The following is a 20,510-nucleotide window of genomic DNA, read 5'->3' as shown; positions in this document are numbered from 1 at the left end:
GCGCTAGCGCGCTTTGCGGGCTAGTCCATCAATAGACCATCGCATCGAGGTCGGAGATCAGCGTCGGGCCGGTCGGGTGCCAGTCGAGCTTTGCTTGTGTCTTTGCGCTCGATGCCCTCATGTCGAGACCGACGAACCGTGCGATCGCGCCAAAATGCTCCGAAGCCTCGTCGGCTGAGATGGAAACAACAGGGACATTCAAGCCGCGACCCAGCGCTACCGCGATAAGGCGCATCTCCACGCCTTCTTCGCCGACCGCGTGATAGCGCGCACCGGGTTCCGCTTTCTCTATGGCAAGGCGGTAGAGGCGCGCAACATCGCCAAGGTGACCGGCCGACCAGCGGTTCGTTCCGTCCCCCACGTAAGCTGAAACGCCTTTTGCTCTGGCAATGTCGAGGAGCGGCGAGATGAGGCCCTGCTTGAACGTGTTGTGGACCTGCGGCAGACGGAGCACGGAGACGTTGATCCCTCCGTCCAGAAGCCGGTTTCCAGCGCGCTCAGAAGCAATGCGCGGGTTTGGGTGATCCGTATCGAAGACGTCTTCGACAGCGAGCTCGCCTTTGCCGCGCGCGCCCATCGCGATGCTAGAGGTGATCAGCAGCGGGCGTTCGGAACCGGCAAGGGCTGATCCCAGCGCTTCGATGACCCGCCGGTCCTGTTCGCAATTCTCGGTGAACCGTTCGAAGTTGTGGTCGAACGCCGTATGGATGACAGCGTCTGCATTCCGGGCGCCGCGTTCTATGCTTTCGAGGTCTTCGAGCGTCGCCAGATGTGGCTCGACCCCTGATGCGATCAGCTTTTCGGCGCCTGCCTGCGAGCGGGTCATGCCGATGACTTCGTGGCCCGCGTCGAGAAGTTCAGGAACCAGCGCCGAGCCGATGAAGCCCGTGGCACCGGTGAGAAATACACGCATTGTCATTCTCCAGTTGCTTTGACACCGGGACTATCTGCGCTCTTGTTATTCCGTTAAAGTAGTGACCGTATCAGGGTATAATTGCTAACAGGGTATCGATGCCGGACATCACGCCGAATTCATTGGCAGCGTTTCTGAAAGACCGCCGCACGAGGCTCGACCCTGGTGCCTTCGGGTTTTCGGGAAGACGGCGGACGCCGGGGCTTCGCCGGGAGGAGGTTGCTCAACGCGCCAATATCAGCCCGACTTGGTACACGTGGCTCGAGCAGGGCCGCGGCGGCGCGCCCTCGGCTGACGTCCTGAACCGGATCGCTTCCGGGTTGATGCTGACGGAGCCGGAACGCGAACACCTTTTCATGCTCGGTCTCGGACGGCCGCCGGAGGTTCGCTACAAGTCTACGGACGGGATTACGCCACGGCTCCAGCGTTTGCTCGATACGCTCGATGCGAGCCCCGCTTTCGTCAAGACCGCGACATGGGACGTGGTGGCGTGGAATGCGGCGGCGGCCGTGGTTCTGACCGACTACGGGAAACTGCCCGAAGGCCAGCGAAACCTCCTGCGACAGATTTTCTCGAGCCCGTCGCTCCGCGCCAAGCAACATGACTGGGAAGGGCTCGCCCGGTTTGTCGTCGGCGCCTTTCGCGCCGATGCCGCGCGGGCCGGCGCAATGTCGGAGGTTTCGGATCTCGTCGACGAGCTCTCGAAGTCCAGTCCGGAATTTGCGGCATTCTGGGGTGAAAACGACGTGAGGCTTCAAAGCGATGGCCTGAAGCGGATCGAACATCCGGATCTCGGCACGGTCGAGCTGGAATATTCCGCATTCTCCGTCGACGGTCGGCCGGATCTCGGCATGATGGTCTACAACCCGGTCGATCCGGCGATGGCCGCGAGAATCCGGCAGCGCGTCGCGGAGCGCGCGGCATCAGCTAAACCCTGACCGCTCTATCTTACCAGGGAATACTGCTTCCATCATAGGCGACGAAGGAGCCGGAATTTTCCGGGGCGAGACTGTTGAGCGTTGAGAGGATCGACGCTGCCGCCTGTTCCGGGTTGACCGTGTTGTGACCGCGTGAATAGGGGTCTGAGAGACCCGTGCGGACCGTGCCCGGATGGATCGCGGTGATGACCGCTGCCGGGTGGGTGCGGCTGTACTCGATCGCGACGGTGCGGACGATCTGGTTGAGCGCCGCCTTGGCCGATCTGTAGGACACCCAGCCGCCGAGCCTGTTGTCGCCGATCGATCCGACGCGGGCCGACAGGAATGCGGCGATCGAGCGGGTTTCGCGATCAAGCAGCGGGAGGAAATGTTTCGCGACGAGCGCCGGGCCGACGGCGTTGGTGCGGAACTGCGCCATCATCGTTTCGGGATCGAGTTGCCGCAGGGACTTTTCCGGCCCACGGCCATCGGTTGTCAGGATGCCGGTCGCGCAGACGAGGAGGTGGATCGGCTTTGCCGAGATCGAGCCTGCGGCGTCCGCCACGCTCGTCTCGTCGGCGAAGTCCAGACCGTCGCGGCTGCGGGAAAAGGCGATCAGTTCGCCGAGATGCGGCTCGTTCTGCAGACACTCGCAGATCGCGGAACCGATACCGCCGCTTGCCCCGATCACTGCCGCCCGGAACCCGTTCGGCAGCGATGCGAGAAGACTGGTTTCAGTGCCGGCCATGTCTGACATATCCGAGATACGCGCGTGTAGGTCGCTTCTTCATCGCACTATGCCCGAACTCCACGGTAATGGGTAGGCGTCGTTAGTCTGAGTTGATGGTCGGAAGATGGGTTTCGACTTCGCGCAGGCGCGCGGCTTCGAGCGGTTCGATCTGCGTCTTCCAGAACTCGTCTGCCTCGGCCGGTTCGTCATCCCACTTGCGGACGTCGGCGATATTGTCGTCGAGCTTTGCACGGCGCGTGCCGCCGAGTTCGAGATATTTCATCGCGAGTTTCTTGGTCGAGGTTTCCTGATCGGTCATGAACCGGTTCCTTCCCGTTTCGTCAGTGTCTGCCAAGTCGCCTCAACCTCGTTCAAGCGCCGTTGCAGGCGCTCACGAGATCGGACCTTGAGTTAGATTAACGGCGCCCCGGTCATCCTGTTCCTGCCGCTGCACGTTTCCGGTGCAAGATATCGGCGGGTCTGGAACAGAAGCCAAGCTCGCCAGTTGACCCGCGTCATCAAAAGGAGAAATCGCATGGCTCACATCGAAGACGAACACGAGAAGGTCTGGGACCTTGCGGAAAAGATCGGATTTTGCATGCTCACGACCCAGTCGGGTACGGATCTGCGGGCACGTCCGATGGCGGCCTATGCGGAGCGTCTTGAGAATGCGTTCTACTTCCTGACGGATGTGGCAAGCCACAAGGACGAGGAAATCGCGCGCTACCCGAACGTTTGCCTGGCGTTTGCCGATTCCAAGGGCCAGAAATACGTGTCCATTTCGGCGACGGCAGAAGTGCAGAACGATCGCGAGAAGATCCGCGACCTCTGGGCGACACCGGCAAAGGCCTGGTGGGACAGCCCCGAGGATCCTTCGATCCGCGTCCTGAAGATCACGCCGTCAGCAGCGGAATACTGGGATAGCCCTGGCACAGTCATCAGCTACATCAAGATGGCGGCAGCCGCCGTTTCCAGTTCGAAGCCCGACATGGGCGACAATGCCAAGGTTCAGATGTAATCTTCATGGCGGACGGGCAACCGTCCGCCATTCTTCTGCGGCCCGAATAGACGGGCTGGCGTCTCAGTTGAAATCGCCGATCGTTCCGGTTTCAAAGATAATCACCGGTTCGCCTTCCTCCCCGACAGCTGGCGATGCCTCGCGCTTCCAGACAACCGCTCCGGCATGTCGATCGCCGAGTTCGCGGGCCTCATCGATCGCAGCCGTCTCGTCTTGTGCTTCCCTTACCGCGAACGCCGGAACGGTCTGCCCTCTCTCATCGAGATCGAAGGCGAGGACGAAGATAGATTTGAACGCTCCGGGCATCAGTTTTCATTCCTTGATATGGCTTTGGACGCCGGCACACTCGCTCTGATCGCGACCGAAAACAACGGCGTCTCGATCTTCCGCAAATATCGCGGAGGATTCATGCTGCCAGGGTCCATTGAGGTATTTCCACAGATCAACACCTGTAATCTCGATGGTGTGAGGCTGAAACGTCGCGCGGAGCTGCTGATACAGCCGGTCGGCCCGGTCCTTCGATACCTTGTTCTGGATCGTGATATGCGGCTGCCATTTCTGCATATCCTGCGGACCGAGCCATGGTAGGAAGGCCTCCTTCAACCGGGCTCGCACATCCTGAAGCGCGGCACTGTCGATCGTGAAGGCGACGCCCGCACCGAGATGGCGGACGCCGCTGACCTCGGCTTTGATCGATGACCCAGCCTCGGCGACCCGTTTGAGGTGCTCGACGATCCGCTCCGTATATTCGCCGGGTAGCCGATGAAACATCGTCAGATGCGCATCGAGGAAATTCCGGTCCGGCGGGAAATGGGTTTTCCGCAACAGATCGAAAGGCGCTTTGTCGCCTTCCGCAATACGGGCTGTCAGGATCAGCGGCTGAAGCGTCTTCACTGGGATTGAACCTTCCGGGCCAGGTTTCGAACGGGTCTTTGAAGCCGAGATCTGGGATCCGGGCCCGCGATATCAATCCTTCAGTTTCGCGAACCAGTCCGCATAGGGCGTGTTCTTGGCCATCTGCCGGTTGAGATCGGGCTCGCCGTCATCCCACCAGACAGGGCCGCGTTCGCCAAGCTGAACCTTGGCATCGTCGACCCGCCGGCGCGCTTCGGCCATCGCGTCGGGTTTGCCTTTCGCATCGCGGACGGCCCGGCGTGCCGACATCAGGTCCGAGACCAGGCGTTGACGCGTCTCCGCGTCCAGCGCCGGGTTGCTTCGACGCCAGAGCCTGCCGCGGACGACGAAGTATTTGCCGTCGGGTGTGTCAGGATACGTCTCGCTCATCGTCCAACCCCGGTTTTCGCCATACCGATTACAGGAGCGTCCCCTGTGGCGGGTCAACGGCGGCGGGCTGTGGTTGTTCACCGCGGCGCGTCAGTTCGGTGCGGGCGCTGAAGCGGATATCGATATCCCGGTCTTCCGCGAGGTCCCGAAGCGCATCTTCGCTGATTCGGTCCCAGGTCTTGCCGCGATCCGCGCCTGACGGCACGCGCGGCAGCAGACCCGGCTCGCTGCTCCAGGCCAGGAGTTCTTCGAGTGATGCCTCGTTGAGGAGGTCGCGCAGGTGGTGCGCCGTGACATAGGCATCAGGCATGGCGCGATGCGCCGGCAGGCCGATCTCGTGGACCAGACCTTCGGGCATGCGCAGGTAGCGCAGCATCTGGTTGGAGAACCGCGGCAGTTCGGGCCAGACCCGCAGGCTGCATTTCCAGGTGCAGATCCAGGGCAGGCCGCCCGTTAGCCGCGGTGTACAGTATCGCTGTTCGAAGGCGGCGCGATGGGCGGCAAGCGCTTCGATCCGGTGCGGGGGACGCAGGACAGTCGGTGCGATATCCTTCCAGAACGGCGCGTCGGCGACATGGCTGTCGAGGATATGATGGATCGCGATCGTGTCGGGCGACATCGGACGGCCGGGATTGACCAGAAGCGCACCGCGGTCCTCGTTAATCTGCCATCTTCCGTCTGCCCCTAGGGTGACATCCTGCCAGCCGATCTCGCAGACGTCGTTCGGTCCGTTGCCGCCGGTCTCAAGGTCGATGACGCGGATGGTGGGATTGCTCATGTCGAAGTCCTTGTCGACGCTTATTGGCCGCGCTCTTTGTGTGCTTGTCGATTATAAATCGAGACCGAGCTGCGGTTGTTCCACGTCATCCGGCCCGGCGCCGACCAACGAAGAGAGGGATACGCCCAGCAGCCTTACCGAACGCCGGAAAGGGTAGACGGTAGCCAGGAGCCCGGATGCCGCCGCCAGCACTTCCGCGACGCTTGCATAGGGGAGGGACGCCGTGCGGCTGCGTGTCGCCTGGGTGAAGTCGGAATATTTGATCTTCACGGTGACGGTCTTGCCCGAAATGCGATGCGCTTCGCAGTGGCGCCAGACCTTTTCGGCGAGCGGCTTCAGTTCGGCCGTGGCGAGGTCGAGGGCGTCGATATCCTCAACGAACGTATCCTCGGCGCCGACGGATTTGCGGATGCGGTCGGGACGCACCTGGCGCTCGTCGATGCCGCGTGCGATGCCGTAGAAATAGGGTCCGGATTTGCCAAAACTTTCGGCGAGAAACTGCAGCGACTTCGACTTGAGGTCGGCACCGGTCTCGATGCCGTATTTCTTCATCCGCTCGGCAGTCGCCGGCCCGACGCCGTGGAATTTCTTGACAGGCAGCGATTCCACGAAGCCCGGACCGTTCTTTGGCGTGATCACGGCCTGGCCGTTCGGCTTGTTGAGGTCGCTTGCCATCTTGGCGAGGAACTTGTTGTAGGAGATGCCGGCCGATGCATTGAGGCCGGTGACCTGCTTGATCTTGGCACGGATCTCCAGCGCGATCTCGGTGGCGATCTCCATGCCCTTCAGGTTCTCGGTAACGTCGAGATAGGCTTCGTCGAGCGACAGGGGTTCGATCAGCGGCGTGTATTCCGCAAAGATCTCGCGGATTTGCCGGGACACCGACTTGTAGACCTCGAAGCGCGGCGGCACGAAGATCAGATCCGGGCATTTGCGCTTGGCAGTGACGGAGGGCATGGCGGAGTGGACGCCGAACACGCGTGCCTCGTAGCTTGCGGCGGCCACCACGCCGCGTGCCGCGGAACCGCCGACCGCCAGCGGCTTGCCGCGCAGGTCAGGATTGTCGCGCTGCTCGACGGATGCATAGAACGCATCCATGTCGACATGGATGATCTTGCGGGTGGATATGGGAACCGTGACATTCATGCGAGTTTGCTGGATGAGATAGAAACAAAAAGAGAACATAGCAGTCTTGCGACAAATATCCAAGCTCTCTGCCCAGCTTCCTGTGCATGAGGGAAACAAGCGGGCTTTGAAGGCGTTTGCTTCTGGTGATCTATCAACAGGAGACAGTTTCATGGCTGACGACAGCACGACAACCATTCGAGCGACTTTCGACACCCGTGCGGCCGCAGACCTTGCGGTCGAACATCTGGTTCAGCAGCACGGTATCTCGCGTCCGGATATCTTCATCCAGTCCGTCGGTGCCGACAACACGGTCGGATCCGCTCCGTCGGGTGGCGATGCGTCGCATGATGGCGGAGAGCGCACCGATGGCCCGCTGGAGGGCGAGATCGAGGTTTCGGCGGATATCACCGAGAGCAAGATGGCGGCGGTGCAGAAGAGTTTTGGCGAAGCAGGCGCGATACGGGTCACCGGCCGCTGATTTCAGTGAACCGAGGGGCCGGCTCTCAGCCGGCTCCGTATGGCGGTGAGCTCAGAGGTTTGCTGCAATCGAATCGGCGACGAGCAGCGCATGTTCCGCAACCTGCGGAAAGCCCATCAGCTCGCCAAAATGACCGCGTGCCAGCGGTCCGGCGATGAAAAGCCTTGGTTCGGACTTGCCATCCGCGTCTATCGCGTTGGACTGCTCGTTGCAGGAAAGACCAAGCCCCGTCGGATCGAGGTGCAGAAAGCCGTGATCGCCGAGTTGCCGCAGCCATTGCTGGCTCTGCAGCACGTTGCCGTGGGCCGGGCCGGTCGTGACCGCGACGGCATCGAACTGGCGGACTTCGACACCATTCTTCCCGCGCCGCTTGATGGTGACATCGATGATGTCTCCGTCGGTGCTGACGTCGACGATGCCTGCGGCGAGGATGTCGAGCCTGCCGGCTGCCGCCTCCGCGTCGAGCACGTCTTCCACCTGCGGCGCAATCCGGAAGCGGTGGACGTCCCAATAGGGACGCAGGTGTCGCACGATCCGGCGGCGTGCCTCGAGCGGCAGATGCTTCCAGATGCCGCCGCCTTGCGAGCGCAACTGGTCGAGAACCGCATGCCAGGTCTGACCCTCTGCCTGCGCTTCCCTGATCGCGGCCCGCACGCGGTACAGGATCTCGGATGCGCTTGTGGCGGGATGGTCGAGAAAGTCGCCGAACGGTTCCTGCGCAAAGGTGGCGTGTCCGCGTGAGCGCAGGCCACGGCGCGAAAGGGCAGTAATGCTGCCGCTATGCCCGCAACGCTTCAACGAGGCGATGACATCCGCGGAGGTCAGCCCGTTGCCGACGACGAGGACCCGATCGTCGGCCCGGATCGGCGCCAATGCGTTCGGCGCTGTCGGGTCCGCGACATAGCGCGGATGCTCGGCCAGTCGTCTCAAGGAGCGTGGGGCAACCGGAGCAGGGTGGGTGGCAGCGATCACCAGGATATCGGCAACCAGCGTCTGCCCGGTGGTATCGGTGACATGCCATTGGTCGTGCCGCTTTTCGACGCCGGTCACCGCGGCGCAGATATGGCGGACGGCTCCGGATGCCAAAAGAGGTTGAAGGTTGGACAGGACATAGTTTCCGAAGATGCCCCGGCGCGGAAACACGTTGCCATCAGCGCGAAATGCCGCCTCATCCTCCGCAACGGAGCCGGTCGTTTCCATCCATCTCGAAAAATGCTCGGGATCGCCAGGAAGTATGCTCATTCGCGTTGCCGGGACGTTGATCCGGTGCACCGGGTCCCGCGTATCGTACGCGAGGCCCCTGCCGATTTCGGCACGCGGCTCGAAAATGGTGATGTCGACGGCGTCCGCCTTGTGGCCGGTCGCCAGATGGTAAGCGACCGCTGCCCCGGTCACGCCGCCGCCGATAATGGCGATTGAAGATCGTGTTGGTTCAGGCCGTTCAGACGTCGTCGATGCTGTCACTGTCAGTCACTTCGGTTAGACGCGGCCGCTCTTTTAAACTCGCACGGTACGTCGTTGAATCAAAAATCGATAGGCGCTGCGCTTGCAAAAACGGGCTTTTTCCTAGGCATCGGAAACGGAGCACGTTTATCCCTTGGCGCGGCTAAATTTAGTCCAGTGTTCTCGCAGGCAATATTGTTCACGACTCCCTCTGACGCGACATTACACATCAAAGATCGGGAAGGAATGGAGAGCGTGATGATTGGTGGCGGCTTTTCGATATTTGGGATCGATCTGTTCGGATCGACAGGGCAGTTGGCCGGTGACCGAAAAGAAGAAGCTGAGGCATTGCCACGGCTCGAGACGCAGAAGGTCGAGGAGACTGATGCCGATCGACTGACGGATACCGACCAGCAGGACATTTTTCTCTGGAGTACGTCTCTCGCCTACTGAGACATGACGCGGAAGCCGGTCTCAGCCGGGCCTTCGTCATGTCTCAACCGTCCGGATGACGGGAATCGCAAGCAGTTTTCATGAGATAGAAGTTCGGGCGCCCGCAGTGGAGCGCCCGAAACCATTAGTCGAGAAGTTCGGCAGGCACCTTGCCGCCGTTTTCGGACAGCTTCTTCAGCAGCGCCTTGTGCAGCCACATGTTCATCGTGGCGGAATCGCTCTGGTCGCCGGTGTAGCCGAGTTCGTCGGCCAGTTCCTTGCGCTCCGAAAGGCTTGCGTCCATGCCGAGGGCCTTCATCAGGTCGACGATCGAATGCTTCCAGTCGAGCTTCTGGCCGCTCTTCTTGACGGCTGCGTCGAGGACCGGTGCGATATCGACGGTCTGCATCGTGGCAGAGGTCGAGCCTGGAGTTGCGACCGGCGGTGCGCCTGCGGTCTTCGGAGCAGCCTGGGCTGTTCCGCCGACCGGCGGGGCCGTCGTCGCAGCAGGTTCTGGCGTTGCCATGGACGTCGGTGTCGGCTCGGCGCCTGTTGGCGAAGCCGGTGCTGCTGCTGCAGGATGACCGAAGATGGCGTCCTTGATCTTGCTGAATATGCTCATGGATAGTTCCTCCGTTGGTTTATGCCATACATGGTACGAGATCGCGTCGATGACGGATCACTTTAGTTCTGCGGGACGACGACGCGATCGCCGCCTGAGCCGCGGTCTGAACGGTCCGGTCCGCCACGACCGCTGGAACGGTCACGGCCATCGCGACCACCCCGATCATTGCGGCCGTCTCGGTCGTTGCGGATGTAGCCGGGGCGCTCCGGGCGGTCGCCGCGGTTCCAGTCCCGGTGCGGGCGATCGTTGTCACGGTCGGGCCGGCGGCCGTCGTGACGGCCGTGGTGGCGATCGCGGTCGCGGTGATGACGGTAACGGTAGTTCGGACCGTCGTAACGGTTGAACCGGTCGTAGCGATCGGACGAACGGTACTCGGTGTAGGTGCCGCCTTCGCTGACGCAGCCCGCCAGCATCAGGCAGGCAAGACCGACAGCGGTCACCGCCTTCAATGCTCTGAATTTCATGTGATTGCCCCTGTTACCATTTTATCGAGTGCTAAACAGGAGAAGGGGCCAAGAAGTTCCTCATATACCTCTTCGGGCGTGCGTGGCGCTGCAACAGTTTTTGATGTCGTAATCTGAGGTGACCTGTCGCGTCTGTCCCTCTAGTATCGCGGCTTCACTCGGTTGGGGCATGCAATGGCAGAATTTCCGCAAAAGGCTAAGGTCGTCATCATCGGGCTCGGTGGCATCGTCGGTGCGTCGATCGCGCATCACCTTGTCGAGCGCGGCTGGGACGATATCGTCGGCATCGACAAGTCTGGGGTCCCGACCGATATCGGGTCGACCGCGCATGCCTCGGACTTCTGCTACACGACCAGCCATGACTACCTGTCGGTCTGGACCACCCAGTATTCGATCGATTTCTACGAGAAGATGGGGCACTACGCCCGCATCGGCGGTCTCGAAGTCGCGCGCACCGGCGACGATGCCTGGATGGAAGAGATCAAGCGCAAGCTGACCTCTGCCAAGGCCTTCGGCACCCGGGCGCATTACGTCTCGCCGTCCGAGATCAAGGCGATGTTCCCGCTGATCGAGGAAGATCAGGTGCAGGGCGGTCTGTTTGATCCGGATGCCGGTCTCGTCATTCCGCGCTCGCAGACAGTCGCCGGCAAGCTGGTGGACGCCGCCGAGAAGGCCGGAAAGCTCAAGGTATTCGGCAATACGGCGGCGCAGTCTCTGATTATCGAGGGCGGCCGCATCAAGGGCGTCGTCACCCACCGCGGCACGATCATGGCCGACCATGTCGTCGTCTGCGCCGGCATCTGGGGCCGGCTGATTGCCGAGATGGCGGGCGAGGATCTGCCGGTCATGCCGGTCGATCATCCGCTGACCTTTTTCGGGCCCTATAACGAGTTCGAAGGCACCGGCAAGGAAATCGGCTATCCGCTTTTGCGCGACCAGGGCAATTCGGCCTATATGCGCGACACCGGCGATCCGAAGACGACCGAAGGCGGGCAGATCGAGTGGGGTTATTACGAGACCACCCATCCGCGCCTCTGTCATCCCCGCGACATTCTTGAGAAGCACGAAGCGCGGCTGTCGCCGTCGCAGCGCGATCTCGACATGGAACAGATCATCGAGCCGCTGGAAAAGGCGATCGAGCTGACGCCGATCCTCGGCGAGCTCGGCTATAACGAAGGGCATTCGTTCAACGGTCTCTTGCAGGTGTCGGCCGGCGGCGGTGCCTCCTGCGGCGAAAGCCAGAAGGTGCGCGGGCTCTGGTACTGCGTTGCCATCTGGGTCAAGGACGGCCCAGCCTATGGCAAGCTGATCGCCGACTGGATGACCGATGGCCGCACCGAGATCGACCACAACTCGATCGATTACGCGCGCTTCTATCCGCATCAGCTGACGGAAGAGTTCATCGAGGGCCGCACCTTCGAGGCTGCCCAGAAGATCTATTTCCCGGCCGTTCATCCGCGCGAACCCTATGCGACGGGCCGCGGCGCCAAGCGCTCGCCGTTCCACGATCGCGAAAAGGAACTGGGCGGTTACTTCATGGAGCTCGGCGGCTGGGAGCGTGCCCACGGTTACGCCGCCAACGAGCATCTGCTGGAGAAATACGGCGACCGGGTTCCGACGCGCGAAAACGAGTGGGACAGCCGCCACTTCTGGCGCGTGTCGAATGCCGAGCATCTGGCGATGAGCGAGGATTGCGGCATCGTCAACCTCTCGCATTTCCACATGGTCGATATAGAGGGGCCCGATCATGTCGAGCTGCTCGAATGGCTGTGTGCGGCCAAGATCGGCGGCGACGGCAATATCGGTAAGGGCATCTACACCCACTTCCTCGACGACGAGGGCATGGTGCGGGCCGATTTCACCGTCTTCCGCCTGGCTGATCGCGGCCGTCTCGTCAACGGCGCCGATGCCGGGCCGCGGGACCTGCTCTACATGAAGCGTGTCGCGCAGGATCGTGGCCTCGACGTCACCATTACCGATGTCTCGGAAAAGTTCATCACCATCGGCATCTGGGGCCCGAACGCTCGCGAAAACCTCAAGAAGGTCGTGGCCGACCCTGAAGGTCTCGATGTCGAGAACTTCGCCTTCGCCGCGATCAAGCCGATCGAGATCGCCGGCAAGCATGTCACGGCGTTCCGCATCTCCTATGTGGGCGAGCAGGGCTGGGAACTGCATATGAAATACGAGGACGGCGTTGCCGTCTGGGATGCGCTGCGTGCCACCGGCGTGATGGCCTTCGGCGTCGAGACCTATGCCAACTCACGCCGCCTGGAAAAGAGCCTGCGCCTGCAGAACGGCGATCTCCTGACCCAGTACAACCTGATCGAGGCCGATCTTGCCCGTCCGAAGGTCAAGGAAGCGGATTTCTGCGGCAAGGCGAAACATCTCGAATACAAGGCCCGCGACCATCAGCCGGCGATGCTCTGCACGCTCGTGATGACCGACAATGTCGATGCGTCCGGTGTCGCCCGCTATCCGGTCGGCTCGCTGCCGGTGATGGATCCGGACACGGGCGAGGTTCTAATCGACGACCTTGGACGGCGTTCCTATACGACCTCGATCGCCTACGGCCCGACCATCGGCCGGAACATCGCGCTCGCCTATCTGCCCTGGTCGCATTGCCAGGTCGGCCGGAAACTGACGGTGGATTATTTCAACGAGGCCTTCCCGGTGGAAGTCGCAGCGGTCGGTTACAAGCCGCTCTATGATCCTGAGAACCTCAAGCCGAGAAGCTGACCGGCTTCGGGTCCGACAAACAAAAAACGCTCCGCGGATATCCACGGAGCGTTTTTTTATTGGCTGAGTCTGGTCTTAGTACTGCGCAGTAGAGGACGAAGAGCCCTGCTGGTTGCCGTTGAGGCCGGTTGCGACGACCGACACGCGGAACTTGCCGTCGAGGTTCTTGTCGAAGATCGCGCCGACGACGATGTCGGCCTCGGCTTCGACTTCGTCACGGATGCGGCTCGCAGCTTCATCGACTTCGAACAGTGTCATGTCGGTACCGCCTGAGATCGAGATGAGCACGCCCTTGGCGCCCTTCATCGAGATGTCGTCGAGCAGCGGATTGGCGATTGCGGCTTCGGCGGCGATCAGCGCGCGGCCATCGCCGGATGCCTCGCCGGTTCCCATCATCGCACGACCCATGCCCTTCATCACCGATTTCACGTCGGCGAAGTCGAGGTTGATCAGGCCTTCCTTGACGATCAGGTCGGTGATGCAGCTGACGCCCGAAAAAAGCACGCGGTCCGCGATCATGAAGGCGTCGGCGAAGCTGGTCTTGGCGTCGGCAATGCGAAACAGGTTCTGGTTCGGAATGACGATGACCGTATCGGCGGCTTCACGCAGGGCTTCGATACCCTCGTTGGCCGTCTTCATGCGGCGATGCCCTTCGAACGAGAAGGGTTTTGTGACAACCGCGACCGTCAGGATGCCGGCAGAGCGTGCTGCGCGTGCAATCGCTGGCGCAGCGCCGGTTCCAGTTCCACCGCCCATGCCGGCGGTGACGAAGCACATGTGCGAGCCGGCGAGATGATCCATGATCTCGTCGATCGACTCTTCGGCGGCCGCGCGGCCGATATCCGGCAGCGAGCCAGCACCGAGACCTTCGGTCACCTGCGCACCCAGCTGGATTCGGCGCGACGCCTTGGATGTTGCCAGAACCTGGGCATCCGTATTGGCGGCGATGAATTCCACGCCGTGGAGATTTTCCGTGATCATGTTGTTGATCGCGTTACCGCCACCGCCTCCGACACCGATCACGGTTATCTGCGGTTTCAATTCGGTCAAGCCGCTCTTAATATCCGTCATCTTCGTCTCCTTCAGCTCCTTCCGGTCGTCCCATACCAGAAGGACGGCGAATCGCCCCGCAGGCTATCTGTCCGCAAGGTCATAGACCAGAGCGCTGTCAGGCCAAAGAGGCAGGAGTAGGGTGAGGGCGATGTCATCGCAATTTAATGTACAGCATCCCTGAATTGAGCGCCTCACGACGGTCGCGACCAATCCAAAATAGACCGTTGCGTAAATTGGTATGTTATATTATTACATTCGGCAACGGCAGAGATCGCGCGGGGATCGCTCTGGACAAGCATCGGCGTGTTCCCTATCAGTTGGGGCGCTACGGTTCTGCAATCGCAGATGAAAAGGGAATGCGGTGAGGCTTTCGGGCCAAGTCCGCGACTGCCCTCGCAACTGTAAGCGGCGAGCCAGCCATCGATACCACTGATCATCCGATCGGGAAGGCGATGGAAGGCGTTCGAGCCGCAAGTCAGGAGACCTGCCGTGGCATGGACAACCAACACCGGACGAGGGGTTCCGGCAGGGAGATGATTATGACGCAAGCAATGCGCTCGTGCGCCATGTCGACGTCGAGCCGTTCTGCGGCCTCGTCCTGCCCTTTTTTCCGATCACCAAAGGACAGGACATGAAGTCAGGGCTTATCGCCGCCTTAGTTGCGGCACTTCCCACATTCGCCTTTGCCGCGCCGACCAGCTACCCGCTGACGATCGAGAATTGCGGCCGCCCCGTCACGTTCGAAAAAGCGCCCGAGAAGATCGTTTCGATCGGTCAGGGCATGACCGAAGTGCTTTATTCGCTCGGGTTGGCCGAGAAGGTGGCGGGCACTGCCGTCTGGGTCGGGCCGGTGCTTTTGCCCTATGCCGGAGTTGATGCGAAGATCAAACGGCTTGCCGACAACGACCCGAGCTTTGAATCGGTCGTCAGTCTCGAACCGGATCTGGTCGCTGCGGAGTTCGAGTGGCATGTCGGGCCGATGGGATCCGTCGGCAAGCGCGAGCAGTTTTCCGATCTCGGCATCAACACCTATGTCTCGCCCGCCGATTGCGTCGCGAAGACCAATGTCGATGGCGGGGATGGCGTTCGCAACGAACTGTTCAAGATGGACCTGATCTACCGCGAAATTTCAGAGCTTTCGAAGATCTTCGATGTCGAGGATAAGGGTACCGCCCTGATCGCAGACCTGAAACGGCGCGAAGCCGCAGCCGTCGCATCGATCAAGGGCGCGGAGACGAAGAACCTGCCGATCGTCTTCTGGTATTCCAGCAAGGAAACCAAGGGCGATGCCTTTATCGCCGGCAAGAACAGCGCACCGGCCTACATCCTTCAAACGATCGGCGCCCGCAATGTGGTGACGACGGAAGAAGAATGGCCGCTGGTGGGCTGGGAAACGATTGCTGAGGCCAACCCCTCCGTCATCGTCGTCGCCACCATGGACCGTCGCCGCTATGCCGCGGATGATCCGGCCGTGAAGATCAAGTTCCTCGAAACCGATCCCGTCGTCAGCCAGCTGGACGCTGTGAAAAACAGACGTTTCGTGATGATGGACGCCCAGTCGATGAACCCGACGATCCGCACGATCGAGGGCATCGAGACACTCGCCCGGGACATCCAGTCCTTCGGCCTTGCGAACTAGGGTGCGGCGGGAGATGATATCTTTCCCTTTTTCCGCCATCGTCGATGAGGCGAATTTGCCCGACCTGCCCAGGCGCCCCAAGTGACGCGATCCCGTATCGGACGTTGGGCGCTAGGTGCCGCAGGCGTGTTCCTGGTGCTCTCAGCGCTTCTCGTCGCCATCGTCGCCGGTGTGGCGATCGGTGAGATGACCATTCCCATGGAGACGACGATTGCGGCGGTGACGAACCGGCTCGGTCTGACCGCCATGGCACTGCCGCGCATCCAGGAAGCGGTGATCTGGGATTATCGCCTGTCACGGTCGCTGGTCGCGGCGTTTTGCGGCGCCGGACTGGCGCTGTCGGGGGCGATCCTGCAGTCGCTGCTGCGGAACTCGCTGGCCGAACCCTATGTTCTCGGCATTTCGGCTGGAGCATCGACCGGTGCGGTCAGCGTCATGCTGCTCGGGTTTGGCGCGGGCGCGATCTCGCTTTCCGCCGGAGCCTTTGTCGGCGCGCTGATCGCCTTTGTCTTCGTGGTGATGCTGTCGAGCGGACGCCAGACGGCGGACCGGACCATTCTTGCCGGGGTTGCCGCCTCGCAATTGTTCAATGCGCTCACCTCCTACATTGTCTCGACCTCTGCCAATGCCGAACAGGCGCGCAGCGTGATGTTCTGGCTGCTCGGCAGCCTTGCCGGCGTCCGCTGGCCGGAGGTGACGCTGGCTGCATCGGTCGTCACCATCGGGCTCATCGTCTGCATCTGGCATGCGCGAGCGCTCGATGCGTTTACCTTCGGCGAGGATGCGGCCCGTTCGCTCGGCATCGCCGTCCGGCGGGTCCGCGTGGTGCTGCTGCTCGTCACGGCGCTGATGACGGCGACGATCGTCAGCATGGTGGGTGCGATCGGCTTTGTCGGGCTGGTCATCCCGCATGCGGCCCGGTTTATCGTCGGTCCCGGCCATATCCGGCTTCTGCCAGCCTGTGCGCTGATCGGAGCGTTGTTCATGGTGCTCGCCGATATCGTGTCGCGCATCGTTATCGCACCGCAGATCCTGCCGATCGGGGTGGTGACGGCGCTGGTCGGCGTTCCCTTCTTCTGCGTCATTCTCTACCGGGCAAGGAGGGTCGCATGACAACCGATCCCGTCTCCGCCCCGGTCTTGGCCGCAACCGCCGTCCGGTGGCTTGCCGGGCGCAAGGTGATCGTCGATGAAGTGACGGTTTCGGTCGATGAGGGCCGGACGCTCGGGTTGATCGGGCCTAATGGTTCCGGCAAGTCGTCACTGATCCGACTGCTGGCGGGTCTGAGGGCGCCCGCCGCCGGCAAGGTCACGCTCGACGGAAAGCCGATGAGCGGTTTCGCACGACGCGAGCTCGCCCGGCGCGTTTCCGTTGTCGAACAGCATTCGGCAACCGAAGCAAATGTCACCGTCATCGACGTGGTCCGGCTTGGACGCACGCCATACCGGTCGGCGCTGTCGCCGTGGACGCAAGAGGACGACCGGATCGTGACCGAAGCCTTGGTGCGCGTCGGGCTGGATGATCGCTGCGAGCAGTTCTGGCATACGCTGTCGGGGGGAGAGCGTCAGCGCGTGCAGTTGGCCCGGGCGCTCGCACAGTCGCCGTCGGTGCTGATCCTCGACGAACCCACCAACCATCTCGACATCCAGCACCAGATCGACATCCTGCGGCTCGTCTCGGAGCTGCCGCTGACGACGGTCGTCGCGATCCACGATCTCAACCTCGCCGCCCGGTTCTGCGATGTGATCGCCGTGCTTTCGGAGGGACGGCTGGTCGCCTGCGGTTCGCCTACCGATATTCTGACCGAGCAGATGATCGCCGACGTGTTCGGCGTTGAAGCCCATGTTTCGACATCACCGCATCACGGCCGGCTGCATATCCAGTTCCTGATGTGAGCCAGTCTAGGCGGCGGCGATCTGCAGGAGGTTGCGCAAGAGCATCGCACGCGTGAGCGCGCCAACCGAACCGTGCGGCGGTGTCACCCAGCCTGCGACCTCAGCGACATCGGCTGCCACATCCGAGATCATCGATCCATCGGTGCCGTAGCTGATGCCGACGCCGACGACGGCGGCACCGGGCTTGACCATGTCTGCGGTGACGAAACCGGGTTGGCCAAGGGCGGCGATGACGATATCGGCGCGCCTGACGTCCTCGGCGATATCCCGCGAGCCGCTATGCAGCAGGGTCACCGTCGCATCGATTCCCTTGGCCGAGAGGAGCATGGCGAGCGGGCGCCCGACGAGCTGGCCGCGGCCGATGATGGCCACCCGGCGGCCGGCAAGCGGAACGGCATTGCCCTGCAAAAGCGCGAGGATGGCGGCCGGGGTACAGGGCAGGAGGCCCGGCTTTCCCGCCAGAAGGAGGCCGAGGTTTTGCGGATGCAGGCCGTCGATATCCTTGGCCGGCGACACGGCGGTCATCACCTTCGTCTCGTCGATGTCAGGCGGCAGCGGCAGTTGCACCATCTGCCCGTAAATGGCGGGGTCGGCATTGACGGCGGCAATCCGTTCGAGCAGGGCTTCGGTGGTCGTATCCGAGGGAAGGCGCAGGTCGATCGCTTCGATACCGACTTCGGCGCAGTCTGCGTGCTTGCGACCGATATAGGTGGCGCTGGCCGGATCGTCTCCCACCAGCACCGTCACCATCTTCGGCGCAATGCCGCGCGCGCGAAGACCGGCAACCTCTGCTGCCATCTCGCGCCGCAGCCGGGCGGCAAGGGCTTCGCCATCCAGCAGTGTTGCGGTCATTCTCGGCAGGGTCACGCTCATTTCAGACCGATCGAGGGATCGATGAAGCGGTTGGTGACGACCTGATCCGGCTTCACATCCGGATCGGCGCGCTCGTCGAAACGGGGCTTCACCAGTTTGAGCATCTCGGCGACACGGTCCATGTCGAAATCGCCGATCGTCGCGTTGGGGCCGTTGCCGATAATGCCGGTGTCGACCATCGTCTTTGCGGCATAGGCCATCAGCTCCGGCGCGGTCTTCCACCAGCTGGCAGCGTGACCGGCAGCGTTGAAGTCGACGATCACCTTGTTTGCCTCGGCCGGATCCCTGGCATAGTCGGCAGTTGCTTGCTGCAGAAGCGGGACGAGCTTTGCGAGGCACGGTGCAAGCTCTTCCATTCTAGCCGTCGCGACGGAGAGCATGCCGGTGTAGTTGCGATAGCCGAGGTCGTTCATGTTGAGGTAGCCGATCGGCTTGCCCCAGTTGTTGCCGTGCTCGAACTTGTAGACTTCGCTGGTGACAAAACCCTGGTTCAGCCATGTGCCGTTGTTGGTGACGAAATTCTCGCCGTCGCCGCGATAGCCCTCGACGAACACATCCGCGGGGACGCCCTGCTCGACGAGGTAGAGGCCGAAGGTGCGCTTGATGGTCGAGACGTAGATCTTGCCCTTGCCGCTTTCCGCAAAGGTCTTGAGATCGGCGATCGACTTGAAGCCGTCAGGGTAGGTGGCCTTGTCCCACAGGAGAACCGTCGGGGCGATGTCGAGCGGTGCCATGACGCCGACCACGGGGAAGCGCTTAGAGAAGATGAAGGCGTTGTCCAGTTCCTGATAGCCGAGATGCGGCGTGACGCCTGCCTTGGAATTGCCCATGTAGAGCGCTGAGTAGGCGGTCTCGCCGTCGCCCATGCCAAGCCCGCCGCCCCCTTCGAGGATGGTCAGCTCGATGCCGGTCGCGCCGAGGGGCCCGGTATACTGGCCCGACGTCATCTCTCCGCCCGAGCCGATCAGCTGATAGAGCGGACCTTGCTCGGCCTGGGCCAGCCAGTCTTTCTGGATGATGAACGGGCTGGGGCAGACATCGGCAAGCGGCGTCGTGTAGCGGCCCTTGGCGAACTCGCCGGCAGTCGCACTGTTTGCTGTAGACAAAGCCGTTGCGAACGTGGTGATCGCCACTGCGGTGGTCAGTGTGGCAGTCAGTTTATTTGTCATTTTTTTTCCCCTGATTGCTTTTTTTCTAGGTCAGTTCAGCGGCGGTGTCAGCGTTGCCTGTCGCTCGATTCGTGCCAATGCGCAAACAGCCGGTTCCCGAGCCAGTTGAAGGTCAGGTAGACGGTGATCGACAGGGCAGAGGCGACGATCAGCGCGGCATACATCTGCTCGTATTTGAAATCGATCTTGGCGTTCATCAGCAGCTGACCGAGACCTCCCTTGCCGGACAGGAAGAACAGTTCCGAAACGATCGCGGCGATGACGGCGAGGCTTCCGGAAATCCGCAGGCCCGCAAACAGCGTCGGTGCCGCAGACGGCAGCGCGGCCTTGCGCAGCATCACCCACCAGGAGGCATTCTGCAGCTTGAACAATTCGAGAATATTGCGGTCGACGCTTTTGAGGCCGAGCAGCAGCGTTGTCGGGATAGCGAAGAAGGTGAACAGCGCGACGATCAGCACCTTGGGCAGAAAGCCGAAGCCGAGCGCGCTCTGGATCAGCGGAATGATCGCCATGATCGGGATCGACTGCAGCGCCACGAGGTAGGGGAAAACTGCCTTTTCCAGCGCATAGACGCGGAACATGACGATGCCGAGCATGATGCCGACGGGGATCGAGACGGCAAGTCCCGCAAGGGCGATCGAGATCGTGGTCAGCGCCCGCACGAGCAGCTCGGTGCGGAAGCTCGCAATGCCGAATGCCTGGTTCCACAGGCCTTCCGCACTCGGCATCAGAAACTGGCGATGGGCCGGAAGGTCCGCCCGGATCAGCGCGTAGGCGGCAACGATCAGGATGCCGAGGAGGAGAGGTGGTGCGAAGCTCAAGACGAGGCGGCGACCGACGCTTGGCGCCGGTGCAAGCGGGACGGGGCTGTAGCGTTCGACCTGTGCCTTCAGCGGCGGGGATTTGTAAGAGGCGACAATGGGATCCGACATGGC

The 20,510-nt window shown here is 61.9% G+C and carries 23 protein-coding genes and 1 riboswitch; of the genes, 8 read left to right on the top strand and 15 right to left on the bottom strand.

All coding sequences use genetic code 11. The features are described 5' to 3' along the window. Positions 1-28: 28 nt before the first annotated feature. Entirely contained in the window at positions 29-913 is an 885-nt protein-coding gene (locus tag IFT66_RS09830; RefSeq protein WP_192077499.1) for an SDR family oxidoreductase, read from the bottom strand. A gap of 98 nt (positions 914-1,011) precedes the next feature. Here IFT66_RS09830 and IFT66_RS09825 point away from each other — a divergent pair, with 98 nt between their 5' ends. After that, the gene (locus tag IFT66_RS09825) at positions 1,012-1,851 is read left to right on the top strand and encodes a helix-turn-helix transcriptional regulator (RefSeq protein WP_192077498.1); all 840 of its coding nucleotides are present in this window, start codon (positions 1,012-1,014) and stop codon (positions 1,849-1,851) included. Positions 1,852-1,861: 10 nt separating this feature from the next. Here the strand turns inward: IFT66_RS09825 and IFT66_RS09820 are convergent, their stop codons facing one another. Then, positions 1,862-2,578, bottom strand: coding sequence for an SDR family oxidoreductase (locus IFT66_RS09820; protein ID WP_249406414.1), 717 nt, complete (start codon positions 2,576-2,578; stop codon positions 1,862-1,864). 82 nt (positions 2,579-2,660) lie between these two features. Next, the gene (locus IFT66_RS09815; RefSeq protein ID WP_062455061.1) at positions 2,661-2,879 is read right to left on the bottom strand and encodes a hypothetical protein; all 219 of its coding nucleotides are present in this window, start codon (positions 2,877-2,879) and stop codon (positions 2,661-2,663) included. Between the two features lie 216 nt (positions 2,880-3,095). On the opposite strand from IFT66_RS09815, the gene IFT66_RS09810 reads away from it, so the two are divergent. Beyond that, complete coding sequence (locus IFT66_RS09810) at positions 3,096-3,578, top strand: pyridoxamine 5'-phosphate oxidase family protein (RefSeq protein WP_062455064.1); 483 nt, start codon at positions 3,096-3,098, stop codon at positions 3,576-3,578. A 63-nt stretch (positions 3,579-3,641) separates the two neighbouring features. On the opposite strand, the gene IFT66_RS09805 is transcribed toward IFT66_RS09810, so the two are convergent. From IFT66_RS09805 to dinB, 5 genes are all read right to left on the bottom strand, one after another. Continuing rightward, positions 3,642-3,884: a hypothetical protein gene (locus IFT66_RS09805; RefSeq protein WP_192077496.1), complete on the bottom strand. Its 243-nt coding sequence runs from the start codon at positions 3,882-3,884 to the stop codon at positions 3,642-3,644. A gap of 6 nt (positions 3,885-3,890) precedes the next feature. Beyond that, a complete protein-coding gene (locus tag IFT66_RS09800; protein WP_192077495.1) occupies positions 3,891-4,472 on the bottom strand; it encodes a 2'-5' RNA ligase family protein in 582 nt (193 codons plus the stop codon). A 72-nt stretch (positions 4,473-4,544) separates the two neighbouring features. Further along, a complete protein-coding gene (locus IFT66_RS09795; RefSeq protein WP_192077494.1) occupies positions 4,545-4,862 on the bottom strand; it encodes a hypothetical protein in 318 nt (105 codons plus the stop codon). A gap of 28 nt (positions 4,863-4,890) precedes the next feature. Further along, positions 4,891-5,640 (bottom strand): DNA polymerase III subunit epsilon, encoded by a 750-nt coding sequence (locus IFT66_RS09790; RefSeq protein WP_192077493.1) that lies wholly within the window; start codon positions 5,638-5,640, stop codon positions 4,891-4,893. Positions 5,641-5,691: 51 nt separating this feature from the next. Further along, positions 5,692-6,786: a DNA polymerase IV gene (dinB, locus tag IFT66_RS09785; RefSeq protein ID WP_192077492.1), complete on the bottom strand. Its 1,095-nt coding sequence runs from the start codon at positions 6,784-6,786 to the stop codon at positions 5,692-5,694. A 151-nt stretch (positions 6,787-6,937) separates the two neighbouring features. On the opposite strand from dinB, the gene IFT66_RS09780 reads away from it, so the two are divergent. Continuing rightward, entirely contained in the window at positions 6,938-7,246 is a 309-nt protein-coding gene (locus IFT66_RS09780) for a hypothetical protein (RefSeq protein ID WP_062455075.1), read from the top strand. A gap of 51 nt (positions 7,247-7,297) precedes the next feature. Here the strand turns inward: IFT66_RS09780 and IFT66_RS09775 are convergent, their stop codons facing one another. Further along, on the bottom strand, positions 7,298-8,710 hold the full coding sequence (locus IFT66_RS09775; protein WP_192077491.1) for an FAD/NAD(P)-binding protein: 1,413 nt from the start codon (positions 8,708-8,710) through the stop codon (positions 7,298-7,300). Positions 8,711-8,764: 54 nt separating this feature from the next. On the opposite strand from IFT66_RS09775, the gene IFT66_RS09770 reads away from it, so the two are divergent. Then, positions 8,765-9,142, top strand: coding sequence for a hypothetical protein (locus tag IFT66_RS09770; RefSeq protein ID WP_192077490.1), 378 nt, complete (start codon positions 8,765-8,767; stop codon positions 9,140-9,142). 124 nt (positions 9,143-9,266) lie between these two features. Here IFT66_RS09770 and IFT66_RS09765 read toward each other — a convergent pair whose 3' ends face one another. Then, positions 9,267-9,743 carry a DUF3597 domain-containing protein gene (locus tag IFT66_RS09765; protein ID WP_062455081.1) on the bottom strand — a complete coding sequence of 159 codons (477 nt, stop codon included), beginning with the start codon at positions 9,741-9,743 and terminating at the stop codon, positions 9,267-9,269. Between the two features lie 62 nt (positions 9,744-9,805). Then, positions 9,806-10,210 carry a hypothetical protein gene (locus IFT66_RS09760; protein WP_192077489.1) on the bottom strand — a complete coding sequence of 135 codons (405 nt, stop codon included), beginning with the start codon at positions 10,208-10,210 and terminating at the stop codon, positions 9,806-9,808. A gap of 174 nt (positions 10,211-10,384) precedes the next feature. Here IFT66_RS09760 and IFT66_RS09755 point away from each other — a divergent pair, with 174 nt between their 5' ends. Further along, positions 10,385-12,946, top strand: a complete 2,562-nt coding sequence (locus IFT66_RS09755) for a GcvT family protein (protein WP_192077488.1) — start codon at positions 10,385-10,387, stop codon at positions 12,944-12,946. A gap of 75 nt (positions 12,947-13,021) precedes the next feature. Here IFT66_RS09755 and ftsZ read toward each other — a convergent pair whose 3' ends face one another. Beyond that, the gene (gene ftsZ, locus IFT66_RS09750) at positions 13,022-14,017 is read right to left on the bottom strand and encodes a cell division protein FtsZ (protein ID WP_192077487.1); all 996 of its coding nucleotides are present in this window, start codon (positions 14,015-14,017) and stop codon (positions 13,022-13,024) included. Between the two features lie 293 nt (positions 14,018-14,310). Continuing rightward, positions 14,311-14,505, top strand: a riboswitch (cobalamin riboswitch). A 125-nt stretch (positions 14,506-14,630) separates the two neighbouring features. Between ftsZ and IFT66_RS09745 the strand changes: the two genes are divergently transcribed. The 3 genes from IFT66_RS09745 (at position 14,631) to IFT66_RS09735 (ending at position 17,533) form a co-directional block, all read left to right on the top strand. Continuing rightward, a complete protein-coding gene (locus tag IFT66_RS09745; protein WP_192077950.1) occupies positions 14,631-15,638 on the top strand; it encodes an ABC transporter substrate-binding protein in 1,008 nt (335 codons plus the stop codon). An 81-nt stretch (positions 15,639-15,719) separates the two neighbouring features. Then, a complete protein-coding gene (locus IFT66_RS09740) occupies positions 15,720-16,751 on the top strand; it encodes an iron chelate uptake ABC transporter family permease subunit (protein ID WP_192077486.1) in 1,032 nt (343 codons plus the stop codon). Then, positions 16,748-17,533 carry an ABC transporter ATP-binding protein gene (locus IFT66_RS09735; protein WP_192077485.1) on the top strand — a complete coding sequence of 262 codons (786 nt, stop codon included), beginning with the start codon at positions 16,748-16,750 and terminating at the stop codon, positions 17,531-17,533. Before IFT66_RS09740 ends, IFT66_RS09735 begins: the two co-directional genes overlap by 4 nt. Before the next feature lie 6 nt (positions 17,534-17,539). Here the strand turns inward: IFT66_RS09735 and IFT66_RS09730 are convergent, their stop codons facing one another. Genes IFT66_RS09730 through IFT66_RS09720 form a run of 3 tightly spaced genes read right to left on the bottom strand, consistent with a single transcriptional unit; the run spans position 17,540 to position 20,507 of the window. Beyond that, the gene (locus IFT66_RS09730; protein WP_199864801.1) at positions 17,540-18,400 is read right to left on the bottom strand and encodes a tetrahydrofolate dehydrogenase/cyclohydrolase catalytic domain-containing protein; all 861 of its coding nucleotides are present in this window, start codon (positions 18,398-18,400) and stop codon (positions 17,540-17,542) included. Between the two features lie 2 nt (positions 18,401-18,402). After that, a complete protein-coding gene (locus IFT66_RS09725; RefSeq protein WP_199864800.1) occupies positions 18,403-19,575 on the bottom strand; it encodes a hypothetical protein in 1,173 nt (390 codons plus the stop codon). Between the two features lie 47 nt (positions 19,576-19,622). Continuing rightward, positions 19,623-20,507, bottom strand: a complete 885-nt coding sequence (locus tag IFT66_RS09720) for an ABC transporter permease (RefSeq protein WP_192077484.1) — start codon at positions 20,505-20,507, stop codon at positions 19,623-19,625. Positions 20,508-20,510: the final 3 nt, after the last annotated feature.

Source organism: Rhizobium sp. CFBP 13726, assembly GCF_014841925.1.
Lineage (GTDB): Bacteria > Pseudomonadota > Alphaproteobacteria > Rhizobiales > Rhizobiaceae > Neorhizobium > Neorhizobium soli.
The sequence above is the reverse complement of the archived record's forward strand: the minus strand, read 5'-3'. Positions and strand labels throughout refer to the sequence as shown.